At 48.0% G+C, this 15,044-nt stretch carries 16 protein-coding genes; 5 read left to right on the top strand and 11 right to left on the bottom strand.

The features are described from left to right. The first annotated feature begins 2 nt into the window (after window positions 1-2). The 4 genes from BT105_RS08975 (at window position 3) to BT105_RS08960 (ending at window position 5,318) form a co-directional block, all read left to right on the top strand. Window positions 3-425: a hypothetical protein gene (locus BT105_RS08975; protein WP_072300398.1), complete on the top strand. Its 423-nt coding sequence runs from the start codon at window positions 3-5 to the stop codon at window positions 423-425. A 27-nt stretch (window positions 426-452) separates the two neighbouring features. Further along, window positions 453-1,466 (top strand): aldose 1-epimerase, encoded by a 1,014-nt coding sequence (locus BT105_RS08970; RefSeq protein WP_072300397.1) that lies wholly within the window; start codon window positions 453-455, stop codon window positions 1,464-1,466. Window positions 1,467-1,805: 339 nt separating this feature from the next. Beyond that, window positions 1,806-4,292 carry a glycoside hydrolase family 94 protein gene (locus BT105_RS08965; protein WP_028514070.1) on the top strand — a complete coding sequence of 829 codons (2,487 nt, stop codon included), beginning with the start codon at window positions 1,806-1,808 and terminating at the stop codon, window positions 4,290-4,292. 501 nt (window positions 4,293-4,793) lie between these two features. After that, window positions 4,794-5,318, top strand: coding sequence for a TIGR04002 family protein (locus tag BT105_RS08960; protein ID WP_072300396.1), 525 nt, complete (start codon window positions 4,794-4,796; stop codon window positions 5,316-5,318). Between the two features lie 15 nt (window positions 5,319-5,333). Here BT105_RS08960 and BT105_RS08955 read toward each other — a convergent pair whose 3' ends face one another. Continuing rightward, window positions 5,334-6,311: a helix-turn-helix domain-containing protein gene (locus tag BT105_RS08955; RefSeq protein ID WP_242940109.1), complete on the bottom strand. Its 978-nt coding sequence runs from the start codon at window positions 6,309-6,311 to the stop codon at window positions 5,334-5,336. 300 nt (window positions 6,312-6,611) lie between these two features. Between BT105_RS08955 and BT105_RS08950 the strand changes: the two genes are divergently transcribed. Then, complete coding sequence (locus BT105_RS08950) at window positions 6,612-6,806, top strand: hypothetical protein (protein ID WP_037324154.1); 195 nt, start codon at window positions 6,612-6,614, stop codon at window positions 6,804-6,806. Between the two features lie 404 nt (window positions 6,807-7,210). On the opposite strand, the gene BT105_RS08945 is transcribed toward BT105_RS08950, so the two are convergent. The 10 genes from BT105_RS08945 to accD form a co-directional block, all read right to left on the bottom strand. Then, window positions 7,211-7,696, bottom strand: coding sequence for a hypothetical protein (locus tag BT105_RS08945; RefSeq protein ID WP_072300395.1), 486 nt, complete (start codon window positions 7,694-7,696; stop codon window positions 7,211-7,213). Window positions 7,697-7,823: 127 nt separating this feature from the next. Next, the gene (locus BT105_RS08940) at window positions 7,824-8,885 is read right to left on the bottom strand and encodes an alpha/beta fold hydrolase (RefSeq protein WP_072300394.1); all 1,062 of its coding nucleotides are present in this window, start codon (window positions 8,883-8,885) and stop codon (window positions 7,824-7,826) included. 614 nt (window positions 8,886-9,499) lie between these two features. Then, window positions 9,500-10,033 carry a 2-oxoacid:acceptor oxidoreductase family protein gene (locus tag BT105_RS08935; RefSeq protein WP_028514063.1) on the bottom strand — a complete coding sequence of 178 codons (534 nt, stop codon included), beginning with the start codon at window positions 10,031-10,033 and terminating at the stop codon, window positions 9,500-9,502. After that, a complete protein-coding gene (locus BT105_RS08930) occupies window positions 10,033-10,806 on the bottom strand; it encodes a thiamine pyrophosphate-dependent enzyme (protein WP_019680243.1) in 774 nt (257 codons plus the stop codon). The genes BT105_RS08935 and BT105_RS08930 overlap by 1 nt, the downstream gene beginning before the upstream one ends. Next, window positions 10,806-11,849, bottom strand: coding sequence for a 3-methyl-2-oxobutanoate dehydrogenase subunit VorB (locus tag BT105_RS08925; RefSeq protein WP_072300492.1), 1,044 nt, complete (start codon window positions 11,847-11,849; stop codon window positions 10,806-10,808). Before BT105_RS08925 ends, BT105_RS08930 begins: the two co-directional genes overlap by 1 nt. 42 nt (window positions 11,850-11,891) lie before the next feature. Beyond that, entirely contained in the window at window positions 11,892-12,098 is a 207-nt protein-coding gene (locus BT105_RS08920) for a 4Fe-4S dicluster domain-containing protein (protein ID WP_024861397.1), read from the bottom strand. Between the two features lie 118 nt (window positions 12,099-12,216). Further along, window positions 12,217-12,888: a cobalamin biosynthesis protein CobQ gene (locus BT105_RS08915; protein WP_028514060.1), complete on the bottom strand. Its 672-nt coding sequence runs from the start codon at window positions 12,886-12,888 to the stop codon at window positions 12,217-12,219. A 197-nt stretch (window positions 12,889-13,085) separates the two neighbouring features. After that, a complete protein-coding gene (gene acpP / locus BT105_RS08910) occupies window positions 13,086-13,322 on the bottom strand; it encodes an acyl carrier protein (protein WP_019680237.1) in 237 nt (78 codons plus the stop codon). Between the two features lie 43 nt (window positions 13,323-13,365). After that, a complete protein-coding gene (locus BT105_RS08905; RefSeq protein WP_028514059.1) occupies window positions 13,366-14,172 on the bottom strand; it encodes an acetyl-CoA carboxylase carboxyltransferase subunit alpha in 807 nt (268 codons plus the stop codon). Between the two features lie 2 nt (window positions 14,173-14,174). Beyond that, the gene (gene accD, locus BT105_RS08900) at window positions 14,175-15,035 is read right to left on the bottom strand and encodes an acetyl-CoA carboxylase, carboxyltransferase subunit beta (protein WP_072300393.1); all 861 of its coding nucleotides are present in this window, start codon (window positions 15,033-15,035) and stop codon (window positions 14,175-14,177) included. Window positions 15,036-15,044 lie beyond the last annotated feature (9 nt).

The following is a 15,044-nucleotide window of genomic DNA, read 5'->3' as shown; positions in this document are numbered from 1 at the left end:
TCATGAAAACCATAGTTCTTTGCAAGTCCTACCTCATGGGGACAATTTGTCCGCTGGTGATATATCTTGCGGCAGGCGCATACGACATCATCACACAGGAAGATAATTCGGCGTTGAATGTTATGGTCATCGAGGGGCTGCTTCTTTTTGCACTGCCTGTATTCTTCCTCAATATGGAGAAAAGGCTTGGCAGTCAGTGTCTCACAAAGTGGATACCGCCGATGTATCTCATAGCTTATGGGGTGATAACACTGGTAATGCTCATTGTTTTAAACAGCCTTGACATGACAATGCTGTTCGGTCACCGGATTTTAGGCGGCATAGGCTTGATTTTCATGTGGTTCGTAATGGTCGGCGGCTGTATATGGGCGATATTGTTCCGCATAGGAGCTCTTATAGTAAGGGCCGTAAAAAATCAAAGTTAAAATACATTTAAAAGGAATGTGATATAAATGAACAACACAGCAGAATTATTCGACTGGAAGGGCATGACCTGCGTAAAACTCAGCGCAGGCGGCTATGAAGCATGGGTAGCCAACGAGATAGGCTCAAACGTTATCCGACTCCGCGACAACGTCAACGGTCTGGAGTTCTTCCGCTTTGTGGAGAGCAATACTCCCGACGCTATCAAACAGTCCGCAGAGGTATGGGGACTTCCCACACTTTACTTGCCCAACCGCTTTGCAGACGGCGTACTGAAGACATCTGACGCAGTATATCAGCTCCCCGTGAACGAGCCTGCGCCCTATAACAACCATATCCACGGCTTTCTCCACAAGAGAGCACATGAAGTCGTTGAGTACAAGGCTGACGACAACTGCGCATGGGTAAAGACTCGCTATGTATACGACGAAAAGGACGAGTTCTTCAAGTATCTCCCTGTACGCTTCACAGCAGAGTACACATTTACTCTCTCGGAGCAGGGACTTGAGCAGAATATCCGCTTTATCAACATGGACGGCGAAAAGGTTCTTCCCATGTCGCTGGCTTCACATACAACTATCAATTCTCCATTCGTTGACGGCGCAAAGGAAGAGGATATCCGCCTGACAGTGCCGATAGGCAAGCGCTGCGAGCTCAACGAGCGCTGTCTGCCCACAGGACAGCTGAAAGTGCCCACAATGCACGACCTCGAGTACAGCAACGGCTCAAAGAAGCCCGTATTGCAGGTAGTTGACAACGAGATGTATTTCGGCGGATATATCGACATAGACGGCGAGAAGTTCCACGGCGTAATCGCAGAGGATACTGCCAGCGGCAAGAAGCTCTGCTACGAGGTATCCGAGGAGTACGGCTTCTGGATAATCTGGAACGACCGCGGCTTCAACCACTATTTCTGCCCCGAGCCGATGACAGCGATGATAGACGCTCCAAACCTCAGTATGCCTGCCGATGTTACAGGCTACCGCGAGGTAAAGCCGGGAGACGTTTTCGAGGCACACGAGAGATTTTTCACAAAATTATAATAACTGTAGGGGCGGATATTAGGCTGCTCTCCTTAGCGGAAAATATGGTTATTGAGCCTGAAATTACAGTCTCGTAAATATAACCTGCGATCCGCCAGAGGGGGCTCCTTTTATCCGCCCTTTTTTCAGCTGTGATGTCTCGCGCCGAAAATGCTTCTGTCTGTCCACAGGGTTCTCTAAAAACAGACATAAAAGTAGGACAATGTGCACAAAAAAGGACTTGAAAAAAATACAACGCAATTTTTGCTTAATCTATTGTATTATATGCAAATATATGGTATAATAATACAAATGCGGTTTTTATGCCGCTTTTGTCACCAAAAATAAAGGAGTATAATTATGAAGTTCGGATTTTTTGACGACGCAAGGAAGGAATATGTTATCAATTCCCCTAAGACTCCCTATCCGTGGATAAACTATCTCGGCAATCAGGGATTTTTCTCACTTATCTCTAATACAGCAGGCGGCTACTGCTTCTATAAGGACGCACGCCTCAGACGTATCACTCGTTACCGCTACAACAACGTGCCTCTCGATATGGGCGGACGTTATTTCTATATCAACGACAACGGTACTATCTGGAACCCCGGCTGGTCTCCTGTAAAGACAGCTCTCGATTTCTATGAGTGCCGTCACGGTATGGGCTATACCGTTATCACAGGCAAGAAGAACGGACTCAAGGCTGAGGTAACATTCTTCGTTCCTCAGAACTACGACGGTGAAGTTCAGCAGGTCGTTCTCACAAACGAGAGCAACGAGACAAAGAGCTTCTCTATCTTCTCTATCGCTGAATGGTGTCTCTGGGACGCTCAGGACGACTGCACAAACTTCCAGAGAAACTTCTCCACAGGACGTGTTGAGATAGAGGGTTCAACTATCTACCACGTAACAGAGTACAGAGACAGACGTAACCACTACGCTTTCTATACTGTAAACGATACTATCGACGGCTACGACACAGACCGTGATTCCTTCCTCGGAAGCATCTACAACGGCTGGGACAACCCTGAGACAGTAAAGGCTGACAAGCCTGCAAACTCATTTGCAGACGGCTGGTCACCTGTAGCTTCACACTACAAGAAGGTAACTCTCGCTCCCGGCGAGTCCAAGACTCTCATCTATATCCTCGGCTATGCTGAGAACCCACAGGACAAGAAGTTCGCTTCTGAAAAGCCTGCAAATCTCCTCACAAGAGAGACATGGGTACTCAACAAGGAAAAGGCTTATGCTATGATCGAGAAGTACAACACTCCCGAGAAGGTAGCAGCAGGTCTTGAAGAGCTCCGCAATACATGGGAAGAGCTCCTTTCTATCTTCAATGTAAACACACCTGATGACAAGGTAAACAGAATGGTAAACATCTGGAACCAGTATCAGTGTATGGTAACATTCAATCTTTCACGTTCCGCTTCTTACTTCGAGAGCGGTATCGGACGCGGAATGGGCTTCCGTGACTCCAATCAGGATATCCTCGGCTTTGTACACCAGATACCTGAGCGTGCAAGAGAGAGACTTATCGACATCGCTTCAACACAGCTTTCAGACGGCGGCTGCTATCACCAGTACCAGCCACTTACAAAGAAGGGCAACGCTGATATCGGCGGCGACTTCTCAGACGATCCGCTCTGGATGATACTTTCTGTTGCAGCTTATATCAAGGAGACAGGCGACTGGGGCATTCTCGACGCTAACGTTCCTTTCGACGATGATCCGAACGGCAAGCACACAATGCTCGAGCACCTCAACGTTTCCTTCTATCACATCGTAAACAACCTCGGACCTCACGGTCTCCCGCTTGCAATGAGAGCTGACTGGAACGACTGTATCAACCTTTCATGCTTCTCAGATACTCCCGGTGAGTCCTTCCAGACCTACACCAATCCTAAGTTTGCAGCAGAGGGCGGCTACTCCAAGATAGCTGAGTCCGCATTCGTTGCAGCACTCTTCACATACACTGGTCCTGCATTCGTAGGCATTCTCCAGCATCTCGGCAAGGCTGACGAAGCTGCAAAGGCTCAGGCTGAGATCGACAAGATGAAGAAGAACGTTATGGAATCCGCATTCGACGGCGACTGGTTCATCAGAGCTTACGACGCAAACGGCGAGAAGATGGGCTCCAAGGAGTGCGAAGAGGGCAAGATATTCATCGAGCCGCAGGGCTTTGCAGTTATGTCCGAGATAGGTAAGGATCAGGGAGCTGACATCAAGACTCTCAACTCTATCGACAAGTACCTCAACTGCGAGTTCGGTCTCGTTCTCAATAACCCTGCATTCACAAAGTACTATATACAGTACGGTGAGATCTCCACATATCCCGGCGGATACAAGGAGAACGCAGGTATCTTCACACACAACAATGCATGGATAATCTGTGCTGAGGCATATGTAGGACGCGGTGACAAGGCATTTGAGTACTACAGCAAGATAGCTCCTGCATTCACTGAGGAGACATCTGATATACACAAGACAGAGCCTTACGTATACGGTCAGATGATCGGCGGTAAGGACGCAAAGAACTTCGGTCAGGGCAAGAACTCATGGCTGACAGGTACAGCAGCATGGAACATGGTTGCTATTTCTCAGTACATTCTGGGCGTACAGCCTGTATTCGACGGACTCAAGGTAGATCCTTCCATTCCTCACGAGTGGGACGGCTTCACAGCAGTTCGTAAGTTCCGCGGAGCAACATTCAACATCACAGTCAAGAACCCTGCACACGTTTGCAAGGGCGTAAAGTCTATGACAGTTGACGGCAAGGCAGTAGAGGGATGCGTAATTCCTGTATGCAGCGGCGGCACACACGAAGTTGAGATCATAATGGGTTAATAAAAAGGGCAGGCTTTGAGCCTGCCCTTTTCAGTTATTAGTGATTAGTGAATAGTGATTAGTAGGGGCGCACAGTGTGCGCCCGTTTTTTTGTAATGTACAACCTGTAAGGGCTGCCTTTGGCAGTCCGCAAATCCTGTTATATTGCCGTAAATATGTAGGGGACGGCGTCCTCGACGTCCCGTGTAGGGGCGCTTTCCGAGCGCCCCTCGATATCCGTAAATCTTCAAATGACCAATTGTAGGGGACGCCGCAGCTAACCGCTGCACGTACCCTCTGTCAGCTACGCTGACATCTCCCTGCACAGCAGGGAGTCACTCGACGTCCCGAAAGAAAAACTATATCCCGTAAAAGCCTTCGCCTATACGTCAACCGCACTACAAAAAATCGGTTGACGCTCACAAAGATTGTGCATGATACCGCTTGAAAAAAGCCGTATCTAATGCTATAATAAGTTCAACCTAAAACATAGGAATTTAGTAGATAAAGGAGCAGGTATCAATGACTCGGACAGCTCAGGATACAAAAATCAGAAGAATAGTGCTGACAGGACTGTTTTCCGCGCTTATTTTCGTATTTACAGCGTATATCCACGTACCTACGGGAGCAGGCTATACTCACGCAGGTGACGGCTTCATATATCTTGCGGCTTGTTTACTGCCTGCACCTTATGCAGTTGCGGCAGGCATGATAGGCGGAGCTCTTGCGGACGGACTTACAGGCTTTCCTGTGTGGATACCTGCAACTATAGTTGTAAAGGCAGTCACAGCTCTGTTTTTCACAAACAAAAAGGACAAGATACTGAATCTACGCAATATACTGGGAATTATCCCGTCACTTGCGGCCTGCATAGTTGGCTACAGCCTTTATGAGGGAGTCTTCATGACAGGCGGCTTCAATAAAGCGGCGATAATAGCGGCATTCGGACAGACTCCGTTCTATGCCATACAGGTAGGAGCAAGCGCGGTGTTGTTTTTAGCGGCAGGCGCGGCTCTTGACAGGTCGGGACTTAAAAAGCGCATATAAAGCGCAAATCTCCTCTCACTTCTTCTTATTCGGGAAAAGTATAACCACTACAGGATTGAGGACTGCTGCTATCACCCATATGAGCCATGTCATGTCCCACCTTTTGGTGAGGAAACTAATGGAGAGGTACAGGGCTGTAACTACGCACCAGTATACTATAATTGCAGGATTCGGCGCATGACCTTTTGCCTTTTCCTCACGGGTAAAGCCGTCCTCTTCAAGAAGCTTCCTGTAGCCGTTCATACTTATGCTTGAACGGACAATGACACCTACGCCAATAGCTATCAGTCCTAAGAAAAATGACGGTTCGAGAGCTCCTGTGAGAGCAGTTTCGCCCATGAGCGATTCAATGATAATAGTAGGAACGAAAGACAGTATGAACAGAACTACGCCAGTTATTATGCTGAGGGTGAATTTTGGCTCATACTTTGACTTTTTCTCGTTTACCATGCCCGAAACGCCGTATTCTGTGTCAATACCCTCTTTTTCAAGGTATTGATAGGGCTTCATCTTCATTCCCGAGATGATGAACAGCGTTACAGCTATGGCTATAAGTATGAACATCAGCGGCACACCTATGAGGTCGCTGAAGCCTGTCAGTTCTTCAAGAACTATCAGCGGTATTACACTGATTATACAGAGAAATACTCCGATAGATGTCAGCTTTGAGCGCTTTTCATTTACGGTAAGAAAGCTGTTTGCCTCCTCCATTGATACCTTGCGGAGCGGCGGCTCGGTCTCGGCGCTCTCCTGCACGGGAGCATTGCCTGCGGAGAGCTCCTCGGTGTCCTTTAATAATGTATCTGTAGTGACTCCGAATATTTCCGATAGCTGTAATATACGGTTAAGGTCGGGAGTGGACTGTGCGCCCTCCCATTTGGATACTGACTGGCGGCTCACGCCAAGCTTTTCGGCGAGCTCCTCCTGTGACATACCCTGTCTTTTTCTTAATTCGATTATCTTGTCTGCAAGTATCATATATGTATCCTCCATATGTTTTTTCCGTGGGGAATGTCCCTCGGTCTATGGTTTTATTTTATCATTCCGAGCGGTTACACACAAGCAAGCCGCCTTTACAATTTGTCAATCGGCAGTTGCAATTGCCGATTTTTCGCGCACTTTTCAATAATCAGACATTAAGCTGCCGCCTGCGGCGGCAGCTTAATGTTCTCGGGCGGATAATACCGCCTTTACAAATAAAATACTGTAAAAAGTCATTTCAAAGTATTGCATTTATGAAAAAAGTGTGCTACAATAAAAATATAAATTTTATACGAAAGAAGGTATCCCCCTATGGAGATCAAAAAAGCAGTAGAAGCAGTTGAGAAAAAAACAGGCATCGACCTTCCCGACGAGAAGATCGAAAAGCTTGCTTCAAAAGAAAACATTGAAAAGGCTAAGGACATGATAAGCAAGGTTGCTACCAAGGAAAACATCGCAAAGGTCAAGGATAAGGTTGAGGATATCGTTGACAAGATCAAGAAGTGATCGCAAAGGGGCGTTCCTGTTACGGGAATGTCCCTTTTTCAGATATTAAAAACTGCGGATTTTTCTCGGTAAATCAAGACAGAGCCTAAACATATGTAGGGGACGCCGCCCTCGGCGTCCCGTTTGTAGGGGCTGGCGTCCTCGACAGCCCTTTAGGAGACGCCCTCTCTTGCAGGGCGTCTCCTCTAAAAAAAACAGTCCACTGGACTGTTTTTTTATTCACCTCTTGCGGTGACTCCCTGTAGTACAGGGAGATGTCAGCGTAGCTGACAGAGGGTACTCGCTCCTGTTAGGAGCGCTTTGTAACTGCGGGGTTACTCCCCACAGTGTGGGGAGAACCCCGCCAAAGGAACACAGTCCCTTTGGAATCCCTTTCATAGGTTCAGCAAATTACATCGCAAAGTTTACAGCGGCTTTCTCTCGAACATCAGCACGGGATAGCCCTCATAGTAGGGCTTCACTATCTCGGGGTGCTGGTCTGCATAGGCGAATATCACGTCCGCAAGCCCCTCTTTCAGCAGTCCAACAAGCTCCGACAGCGGTCTGTGGTAGAGCTCCTCGCATATAGAGGCAAAGGTTATGGCACGTCTGCCGCCAACTTCCATTATGCGGTATGGCCATATACGGCAGTCAAAGGGCTTCTCGTCCCCCAGCATACAGCCGTTTTCCGTAAGGGCAGGACATGAGAAGAGCTCGTCGCCCCTGAGCTCCCCTACTCTGAATATGTAGCCGCCGTCCTTGGTGATGAACTGCACATCGGGACGGAAGGCTCTTATTTTTTCGCAGAGCTCCGCAGTAAACACGGGAGTTTCCCATACGTCATAGCGGTCAAATATGCAGCAGAGCCGACATTTTGCGCAGGCTTCGCCGCTGAGTATCTTTTTGAGCATAGCTTTCACCCTCTCGTTATTGTTAAACTATTATATCATACAATGCCATTTTATGTCAACATAGAAACAGGGAGCACAAACTGTGCGCCCCTGCAAAAAACTCCCGAAAATCGGGAGCTTTTTTGTTTTACTTTATGCCGCTGACAAAGTCCTCGATGACCTTTGCCACCTCGTCGGGCTTCTGCTCATAGATGAAATGACTTCCTGCAATGTTTATCTCCTTGCAGTTGCCTACCTTTTCAATGTATTTGCTTCTGTTATTACGATATTCCGTTTCTCTCTCGGACTTTTCGTCCTCGAACCATTCCTGAGCCTTGGCTTCGTCCACCTCGCCGTCCATGAACATAAGGTAGTCCCTTATATCGTCAATTGTCTGGTAATTGGTTGAGATGTATATCTTCGGGATATCGTTGGACTTTATAGAAGCCCATGCTGTTTTCATATTGCTGTTGAAGTTCTTCGTCTCGCTGATATGAGACTTTGAAAATGCAGGCGGATTCAGCGCAAACAGAGCATTTGCGTCCTTTGCGTATTCTTCGGAGCTGTCTTTGCTTGTAATATCGCTAATAACTCTTAAAACGCCTGATTTGTACAGGAATTTAGTGATCTGGAACTGAACGCCCGAAGTCATCTCGTTTATCTCCTCTTCGGTCACTTCGGGGTAAGCTTCATTGACGGAATCAAGGAAGATAACTCCCGATACCTCCTCGGGATAGGTGTTCTCCCAGTAGGTGCCGTAGATTCCGCTGAGAGAATGGGGCATAAGTATGTATGGAGCTTCAACTCCTGCGTTTTTCAAAGCAGTGCGTGTGCTGTCAACTATGTATTCAGTCGTAACATCATGGTCTGTTTCCTCGCAAACGCCGTAGCCCGGACGTGTAACGACAACAAGGCTTATATCGTCGCTGAGATGCTCCGAGAATTTCTTCATATCCACGGTGAACTCCGCATGGCCGTTGCCGGGCATAACGATTATCTTGTTTTTGCCCTCGCCGTAGATGTTTATGTTCATTTTATAGTCCCCTGCGTCGTAAAGGTGAGTGAAGCCGTCCCTTTCAAGAAGCTCCCTGTCCTTTTTCTGCGCGGATCTCTGATAAAAGAAGCTTACGATAATAAATATCAGTATAAGTATCAGCAATACCAGCAGTATCCTGCCGATAACCTTGAATATCTTCTTGACAACTCCCATAGTCTTTCTCTCCTTAATGTCTCATATCCTTATTTTTGCCGTTTTTGCAGCATAATGTATATATTATAGCATATAGCATCAGATGTGTCAATCAATCTGTACGGGCGACTGTTTGGCATCCGCATAAAACGCAGCCCTAATCGCTTAACAAATCTAATTTAACGTGTTATAATACATATAACCTCTAAGGTAATTATGTATTGCTTCACGCAAGGAAATCCCCCGAGAGTACCAGCCTCGGGGGATTTTTTGTATTTGCTTTAAATAACCATGTGTAGGGGCTGATGCCCCCATCAGCCGCCAATTCTACATAATTTCCACGGGGCGATGTAGGCATCGCCCCCTACAATTGGTTATCTTTTTTCGCGTAATACATGGGCGCACACTGTGCGCCCCTACAATGTATATGCGATAAATTTGCTGCTGTTATTACAGTGCAAAGCACGGGCGGCGGAACGCCGCCCCTACATGGGACGTCGAGGACTTCCAACAGAAGCCGCGACCCTCTGTCCTTCAGACATCTCCCTACACTGTAGGGAGTCACCGTCCCCTACTAATCACTGCTCACTAATAACTAAAAAACGTGAAGAAGCAATGCTTCTTCACGTTTTTGATCATGCGTTCATGCCAAGCTCGATAGCCTTGAAGTTGTTAGGGATAAGAGCTGCCTTTTTAGGCGGAACTACCTTCTCAATAGCCTTCTGCATCGTCTCAAGTGAGCAGATGTTTGTCTCCTTGAGGAGCTTGCCGAGAAGAATGATGTTTGAGCCGCCCTTGAGGTTGTTGTCGTCAGCCATCTGCTGTGACGGGATACCGTACAGCTCGATGTCTGTTCTGTCTGTAGCAGGCTCTATCATTGTGCTGTCGAAGAATACCTTACCGCCGGGACGTACACAGCTTACGAACTTGTCGAATGAAGGCTGGTTCATAGCGATAAGAAGATGTGGTGTAACAACGAGAGGTGAACCGATAGGATCATCGGAGATAGTAACTGAACAGTTGCAGGTACCGCCTCTCATCTCAGGACCGTATGAAGGGAGCCATGAGAGCTCCTTATTGTCCATAAGTCCGCAGTATGCAAGTATCTTTCCTGCGAAAAGGATACCCTGTCCGCCGAAGCCTGCGAGAAGGATCTCTGTAGTAGCCATTACTCGTTACCTCCTTCTGTCTTTGGGAATACGCCCTCTTCAACGTCCTTGTAAACGCCGAGCGGGTAGTATGGTATCATTTCGTCCTGAAGTCTCTTGATAGCGTCAAGAGGAGCAAGTCCCCAGTTTGTAGGACAAGTTGAAAGAACCTCTACGATTGAGAAGCCCTTGCCTGCCTTCTGGTTCTCGAATGCCTTGCGGATAGCCTTCTTTGCAGCCTTGATGTGAGGAACGCTGTCAACTGCAACACGCTCAGCATAAGCTGTACCTGTCAGTGTTGAGAGCATCTCGCATACCTTTACAGGATAGCCTGCAAGCTCGGGGCTTCTTCCGAAAGGTGTGGTCTGTGTTACCTGACCGGGAAGAGTTGTAGGAGCCATCTGACCGCCTGTCATGCCGTAGATAGTGTTGTTGATGAAGATAACGACGATATTCTCGCCTCTTGTAGCAACGTGAACTGTCTCGGCAGTACCGATAGCAGCAAGGTCGCCGTCGCCCTGATATGTGAATACAAACTTATCAGGGTTTGTACGCTTAACGCCTGTTGCAACAGCCGGTGCACGTCCGTGAGCAGCCTCGATCATATCACAGTTGAAGTAATCATATGCCATAACAGAGCAGCCAACAGGACATACTCCGATAGTATCGCCCTCGATACCCATTTCGTCGATAACCTCACAGAGTATTCTGTGAACTATACCGTGTGTGCAGCCGGGGCAGTAATGTGTAGGAACGTCAATAAGTGACTTTGGTCTTTCAAATACTACAGCCATCAGAGAGCACCTCCCATTCTCTTGATCTCGCCCAATACCTCAGCAGGTGTGGGGATAACGCCGCCTGTTCTTCCGTAGAACTCTACAGGCTTTGAGCAGTTGATAGCAAGCTTGATATCCTCTATCATCTGTCCCATTGACATCTCGACGCTGAGAAGCTTCTTAGCGTTCTTAGCAGCCTCGTTTATCTCCTTTACAGGGAAAGGCCACAGTGTCTTTGGACGGAAGAGACCAGCCTTGATGCCCTGTGCTCTTGCGTCGTTTACAGCAGACTTTGCAACTCTTGCAGTTGCGCCGAATGCGCATACAAGGATATCGCAGTCCTCGGTGAGATAAAGCTCAGCCTCGGTCTCTGTCTCCTTGATTATCTCGTATCTCTTGTAACGGTCGAGGATAGAATTCTCGAGCTCATCTGGCTTGAGGTAGAGGGAGTTGATGATGTGGTGCTCTCTCTGCATCTTGTGACCGTTTGCAGCCCAGCCGCTCTTATCGTAAGCGTTGGGGTTGATCTCAGGGAATGTAACAGGCTCCATCATCTGTCCGAGAAGTCCGTCTGCAAGGATCATTGCAGGCATACGGTACTTGTCAGCGCGGTCGAAAGCCTTGACAACGTAGTCTACCATTTCCTGTACTGAAGCAGGTGCATATACCAGAAGCTGGAAGTCGCCGTGACCGAGAGCCTTTGTAGCCTGCCAGTAGTCAGCCTGTGAAGGCTGGATACCGCCCAGACCGGGGCCGCCTCTTTCAACGTTGATGATAACAGCAGGAAGGTCTGAACCTGCTATGTATGAAACACCTTCACTCTTCAGTGAGATTCCCGGTGAAGATGATGATGTCATTGCACGGACGCCTGTTGAAGCAGCGCCGAGTACCATGTTGATAGCAGCGATCTCGGACTCTGCCTGTAAGAATACGCCGCCTGCCTTATGCATACGCTTTGCCATATAAGCGGCAAGCTCTGTCTGAGGAGTTATAGGATAACCGAAGAAGCATTTACAGCCTGCTCTGATAGCAGCCTCTGCCAGCGCTTCGTTGCCCTTCATAAGATTTCTTTCCAAAGCTAAACAGCTCCTTTCGATAAATAATTATTTTTGAATAACGATAGCGCAGTCGGGGCACATAGTTGCGCACATTGCACAGCTAATGCAGGCTGACTGGTCGGTACACTCTGCGTAGAAATATCCCTTCTTGTTACGCTTCTCCTTCTGGAGAACGACTATCTTCTTGGGACAGGCAGCTGTACAGAGACCGCAGCCCTTGCAGCGCTCGGTAATAACTGTCATTTTTTCCATACCTTTCGCTCCTTTCAAATTGATTCATAATTCACAATTCATAATTCATAATTAATGCTGCTTGCGAAATTTACGGAATAACCGATTTTTCATGCAATTATGCATTATGCATTATGAATTATGCATTCTGGGTGAGCCCCCAGACGGGCTTTACATATACCTTTGCGGGGAATACGTCGGACTTGTCGGAGGGCTTTACAAGCTCCTCGGGATAGACCGTGTATTTTACGGGGAGTCCCGTGATACGGGAGGTCTCCTCAGCAAAGGGACGTGACTGCTCGATAATGTCGAGAGTAGTCTCGCAGCCTAAGTTGGTATTGTTTACGATAGCCGTATGCTTCATACGTGCTGCCGCTTCTATCTCATACATCAGCTTTGTGACTTCCTCAGCGGTATTGGTGAGGTATCGGCGCTGATTTATGACGTAGTACATCTCGATACTGTCTTTGAACTGCTCCAGGTCGTCGGCATAGCGTCCCAGCGCAACAGCGCCTGCGTCGTCGCCGCCCACGTCAATGATGAGGCAGTCCTCGTCGGTAGCCAGCTCCACAACGTCGAACTGTATAGACGGGATATCGAGGTTGCTCCTTGCGAAATCGGGAGCAATGAGCCTTATGCCCTTTTCCTCAAACAGGTCGCGGAAATCGGCTGTTCGGAAATAGGGGTTTACTATATCAAGGTCTACGATAGCTGCGGACTTGCCCTCCGCTGCGGCTTTTACCGCGAGATTTACGGAGAAATTGGTTTTTCCGCTGCCATAGTGACCTGTAACTATCTTGATCTCTTTCATAAATATCCTCTTGAATTACTTGTGAAAAATCCTACAAACTATATTATACCACTTTAAAACATTAATTGCAAGTGGTATTTTTCAACATAGGCAAAGTTGTACAGCTGTTAAACCTCTTTTACCGATGATATACAAAACGGAGCTGCGTCACGCTGTAAAAAAAGCCCCGACCGGTGGTCGGGGCATATATCACTGAATTACTCAGCGTCTGTGTTCTTTTCAATGTAGTTTACGATGTCGCCTACTGTCTTGATCTCTTCTACAGCCTCGTCGGGGATAGAGATATCGAACTCGTCCTCGATAGTTGTGATGAGGTCAACAACGTCCAGTGAATCAGCACCGAGATCGTCCTGGATATTTGAATCCATGTTTACTTCGTCTGCCTCCACACTGAGCTGTTCTGCAATAATATCTTTGAGTTTTTCAAAAATCATTATTTGGTCCTCCATTTTTCTTTATTTTTTTGTCAAAATCGGTTCATTCTGTGAACGCTCCGATTTTTCTAAATTTAGTATAGCGTTCTTTAAGCAAAACGTCAATATCTTTTTTGCATTTTTCCGGGATTTTTTGTGACAAATATTCGTGTATATTTTCTGAAATTTTGTCTAAATCGTTATGTGCGCCGCCGAGAGGCTCCTCGATGATAGCTTCTGCAACGCCGAGACGAACCATATCCTCTGCGGTTATCTTCATTATCTCGCTGGCTTCCTGCTCTCTCGAAGCGTCCTTCCAGAGTATGCTTGCAAAGCCTCTTGGCGATAATACGGAGTATTCTGCGTTCTCAAGCATAGCAAGCTCGTCGCATACGCCAAGAGCAAGAGCTCCGCCGCTTCCGCCCTCGCCGAGAACGATAGATACTATAGGTGTGCGGAGAGTCATGAACTCGGCTATATTCTTGGCGATAGCCTCGCCCTGTCCGCGCTCCTCTGCGGCAACTCCGCAGAATGCACCGGGGGTATCTATGAAGCAGATGATAGGTCTGTGGAACTTCTCTGCCTGTCTTGCCAGTCTGAGAGCCTTTCTGTAGCCCTCGGGGTGTGGCATTGCGAAGTTGCAGGTCTTGTTCTCGTTGATATCCCTGCCCTTTACCTCTGCGATTATGGTAACGGGATTGCCGTCAAGTCTTGCCAGACCGCCGATGATAGCCCTGTCGTCGCCGAAAAGTCGGTCGCCGTGCATCTCGTACCAGTCTGTGAATATCTGTGGTATATAATCCTTTATAGTAGGTCTGCCCTTAGTGTGTATGAGCTGAAGGCGTTCCCACGCTGTTCTCTTGTCGTCCATGCTCATGCCTCCTTAGGGTAAAATCCGTGGAGCTTCAGAAGGTGAGAAAGTACGCTTCTCAGCTTTCTGCGCTCGACTATCATATCTACAAAGCCCTTGGCATACATAAACTCGGCAAGCTGGAAGTCATCGGGAAGCTTCTGCTTGATAGTTCCCTCGATAACTCGTCTGCCTGCGAAGCCTATGAGCACCTTCGGCTCGGCGATGATGATATCGCCCAGTGAAGCAAAGCTTGCTGTTACGCCGCCTGTGGTAGGATCGGTCATTACGGATATATAAAGTCCGCCTGCCTCGCTGTGGAGCTTTACTGCGCCCGAGGTCTTAGCCATCTGCATGAGGGATACTATACCCTCCTGCATACGAGCTCCGCCCGAAGCGGTGAACATTACCACAGGGAGCTTCTTCTCTGTGGCATACTCGAATGCACGGGTTATCTTCTCGCCTACGACGCTGCCCATTGAGCCCATCATAAAGCGTGAATCCATGATACCGATGACTACAGGCGAGCCCTTGATAGTAGCTGTACCTGTGATGACAGCCTCGCTGAGTCCAGTTGCTGCGCGGAGCTCCGCCTGCTTTTCGCTGTAATCAGGAAAATCCAGCGGATTGGCGCTCTTCATGCCGCCGTTGAGCTCTCTGAAGCTGCCCTTGTCTACTGTTATTGCGATACGTTCTGTTGATGAAAGTCTGCCGTGATAGTTGCACTTGGGGCAGACTCTGTGGAGCTCCTCATACTTTGAAAGAGGGCTCGTACCCTGACAGCGGGGGCATTTGAACATAGGGGGCTTGTATTCCTCCTCGCCGTCATTGAAGCGTTTCTTTACTACGTTAAAAAAATCTTCAAACAATTCTTTTCTCCCCATTCTCTTTCA

The organism is Ruminococcus flavefaciens (genome assembly GCF_900119075.1).
Taxonomy (GTDB): domain Bacteria; phylum Bacillota; class Clostridia; order Oscillospirales; family Ruminococcaceae; genus Ruminococcus; species Ruminococcus flavefaciens_Q.
Note: the sequence above shows the minus strand (reverse complement) of the source record. Positions and strands in the feature narration are given on the sequence as shown.

Bases quoted from the DNA above. Each gene is read 5' to 3' on its own strand.
- BT105_RS08975 (WP_072300398.1), top strand. From the start codon at position 3: ATGAAAACCATAGTTCTTTGCAAGTCCTACCTCATGGGGACAATTTGT.
- BT105_RS08970 (WP_072300397.1), top strand. From the start codon at position 453: ATGAACAACACAGCAGAATTATTCGACTGGAAGGGCATGACCTGCGTA.
- BT105_RS08965 (WP_028514070.1), top strand. From the start codon at position 1,806: ATGAAGTTCGGATTTTTTGACGACGCAAGGAAGGAATATGTTATCAAT.
- BT105_RS08960 (WP_072300396.1), top strand. From the start codon at position 4,794: ATGACTCGGACAGCTCAGGATACAAAAATCAGAAGAATAGTGCTGACA.
- BT105_RS08955 (WP_242940109.1), bottom strand. From the start codon at position 6,311: ATGGAGGATACATATATGATACTTGCAGACAAGATAATCGAATTAAGA.
- BT105_RS08950 (WP_037324154.1), top strand. From the start codon at position 6,612: ATGGAGATCAAAAAAGCAGTAGAAGCAGTTGAGAAAAAAACAGGCATC.
- BT105_RS08945 (WP_072300395.1), bottom strand. From the start codon at position 7,696: ATGCTCAAAAAGATACTCAGCGGCGAAGCCTGCGCAAAATGTCGGCTC.
- BT105_RS08940 (WP_072300394.1), bottom strand. From the start codon at position 8,885: ATGGGAGTTGTCAAGAAGATATTCAAGGTTATCGGCAGGATACTGCTG.
- BT105_RS08935 (WP_028514063.1), bottom strand. From the start codon at position 10,033: ATGGCTACTACAGAGATCCTTCTCGCAGGCTTCGGCGGACAGGGTATC.
- BT105_RS08930 (WP_019680243.1), bottom strand. From the start codon at position 10,806: ATGGCTGTAGTATTTGAAAGACCAAAGTCACTTATTGACGTTCCTACA.
- BT105_RS08925 (WP_072300492.1), bottom strand. From the start codon at position 11,849: ATGAAGGGCAACGAAGCGCTGGCAGAGGCTGCTATCAGAGCAGGCTGT.
- BT105_RS08920 (WP_024861397.1), bottom strand. From the start codon at position 12,098: ATGGAAAAAATGACAGTTATTACCGAGCGCTGCAAGGGCTGCGGTCTC.
- BT105_RS08915 (WP_028514060.1), bottom strand. From the start codon at position 12,888: ATGAAAGAGATCAAGATAGTTACAGGTCACTATGGCAGCGGAAAAACC.
- acpP (WP_019680237.1), bottom strand. From the start codon at position 13,322: ATGATTTTTGAAAAACTCAAAGATATTATTGCAGAACAGCTCAGTGTG.
- BT105_RS08905 (WP_028514059.1), bottom strand. From the start codon at position 14,172: ATGGACGACAAGAGAACAGCGTGGGAACGCCTTCAGCTCATACACACT.
- accD (WP_072300393.1), bottom strand. From the start codon at position 15,035: ATGGGGAGAAAAGAATTGTTTGAAGATTTTTTTAACGTAGTAAAGAAA.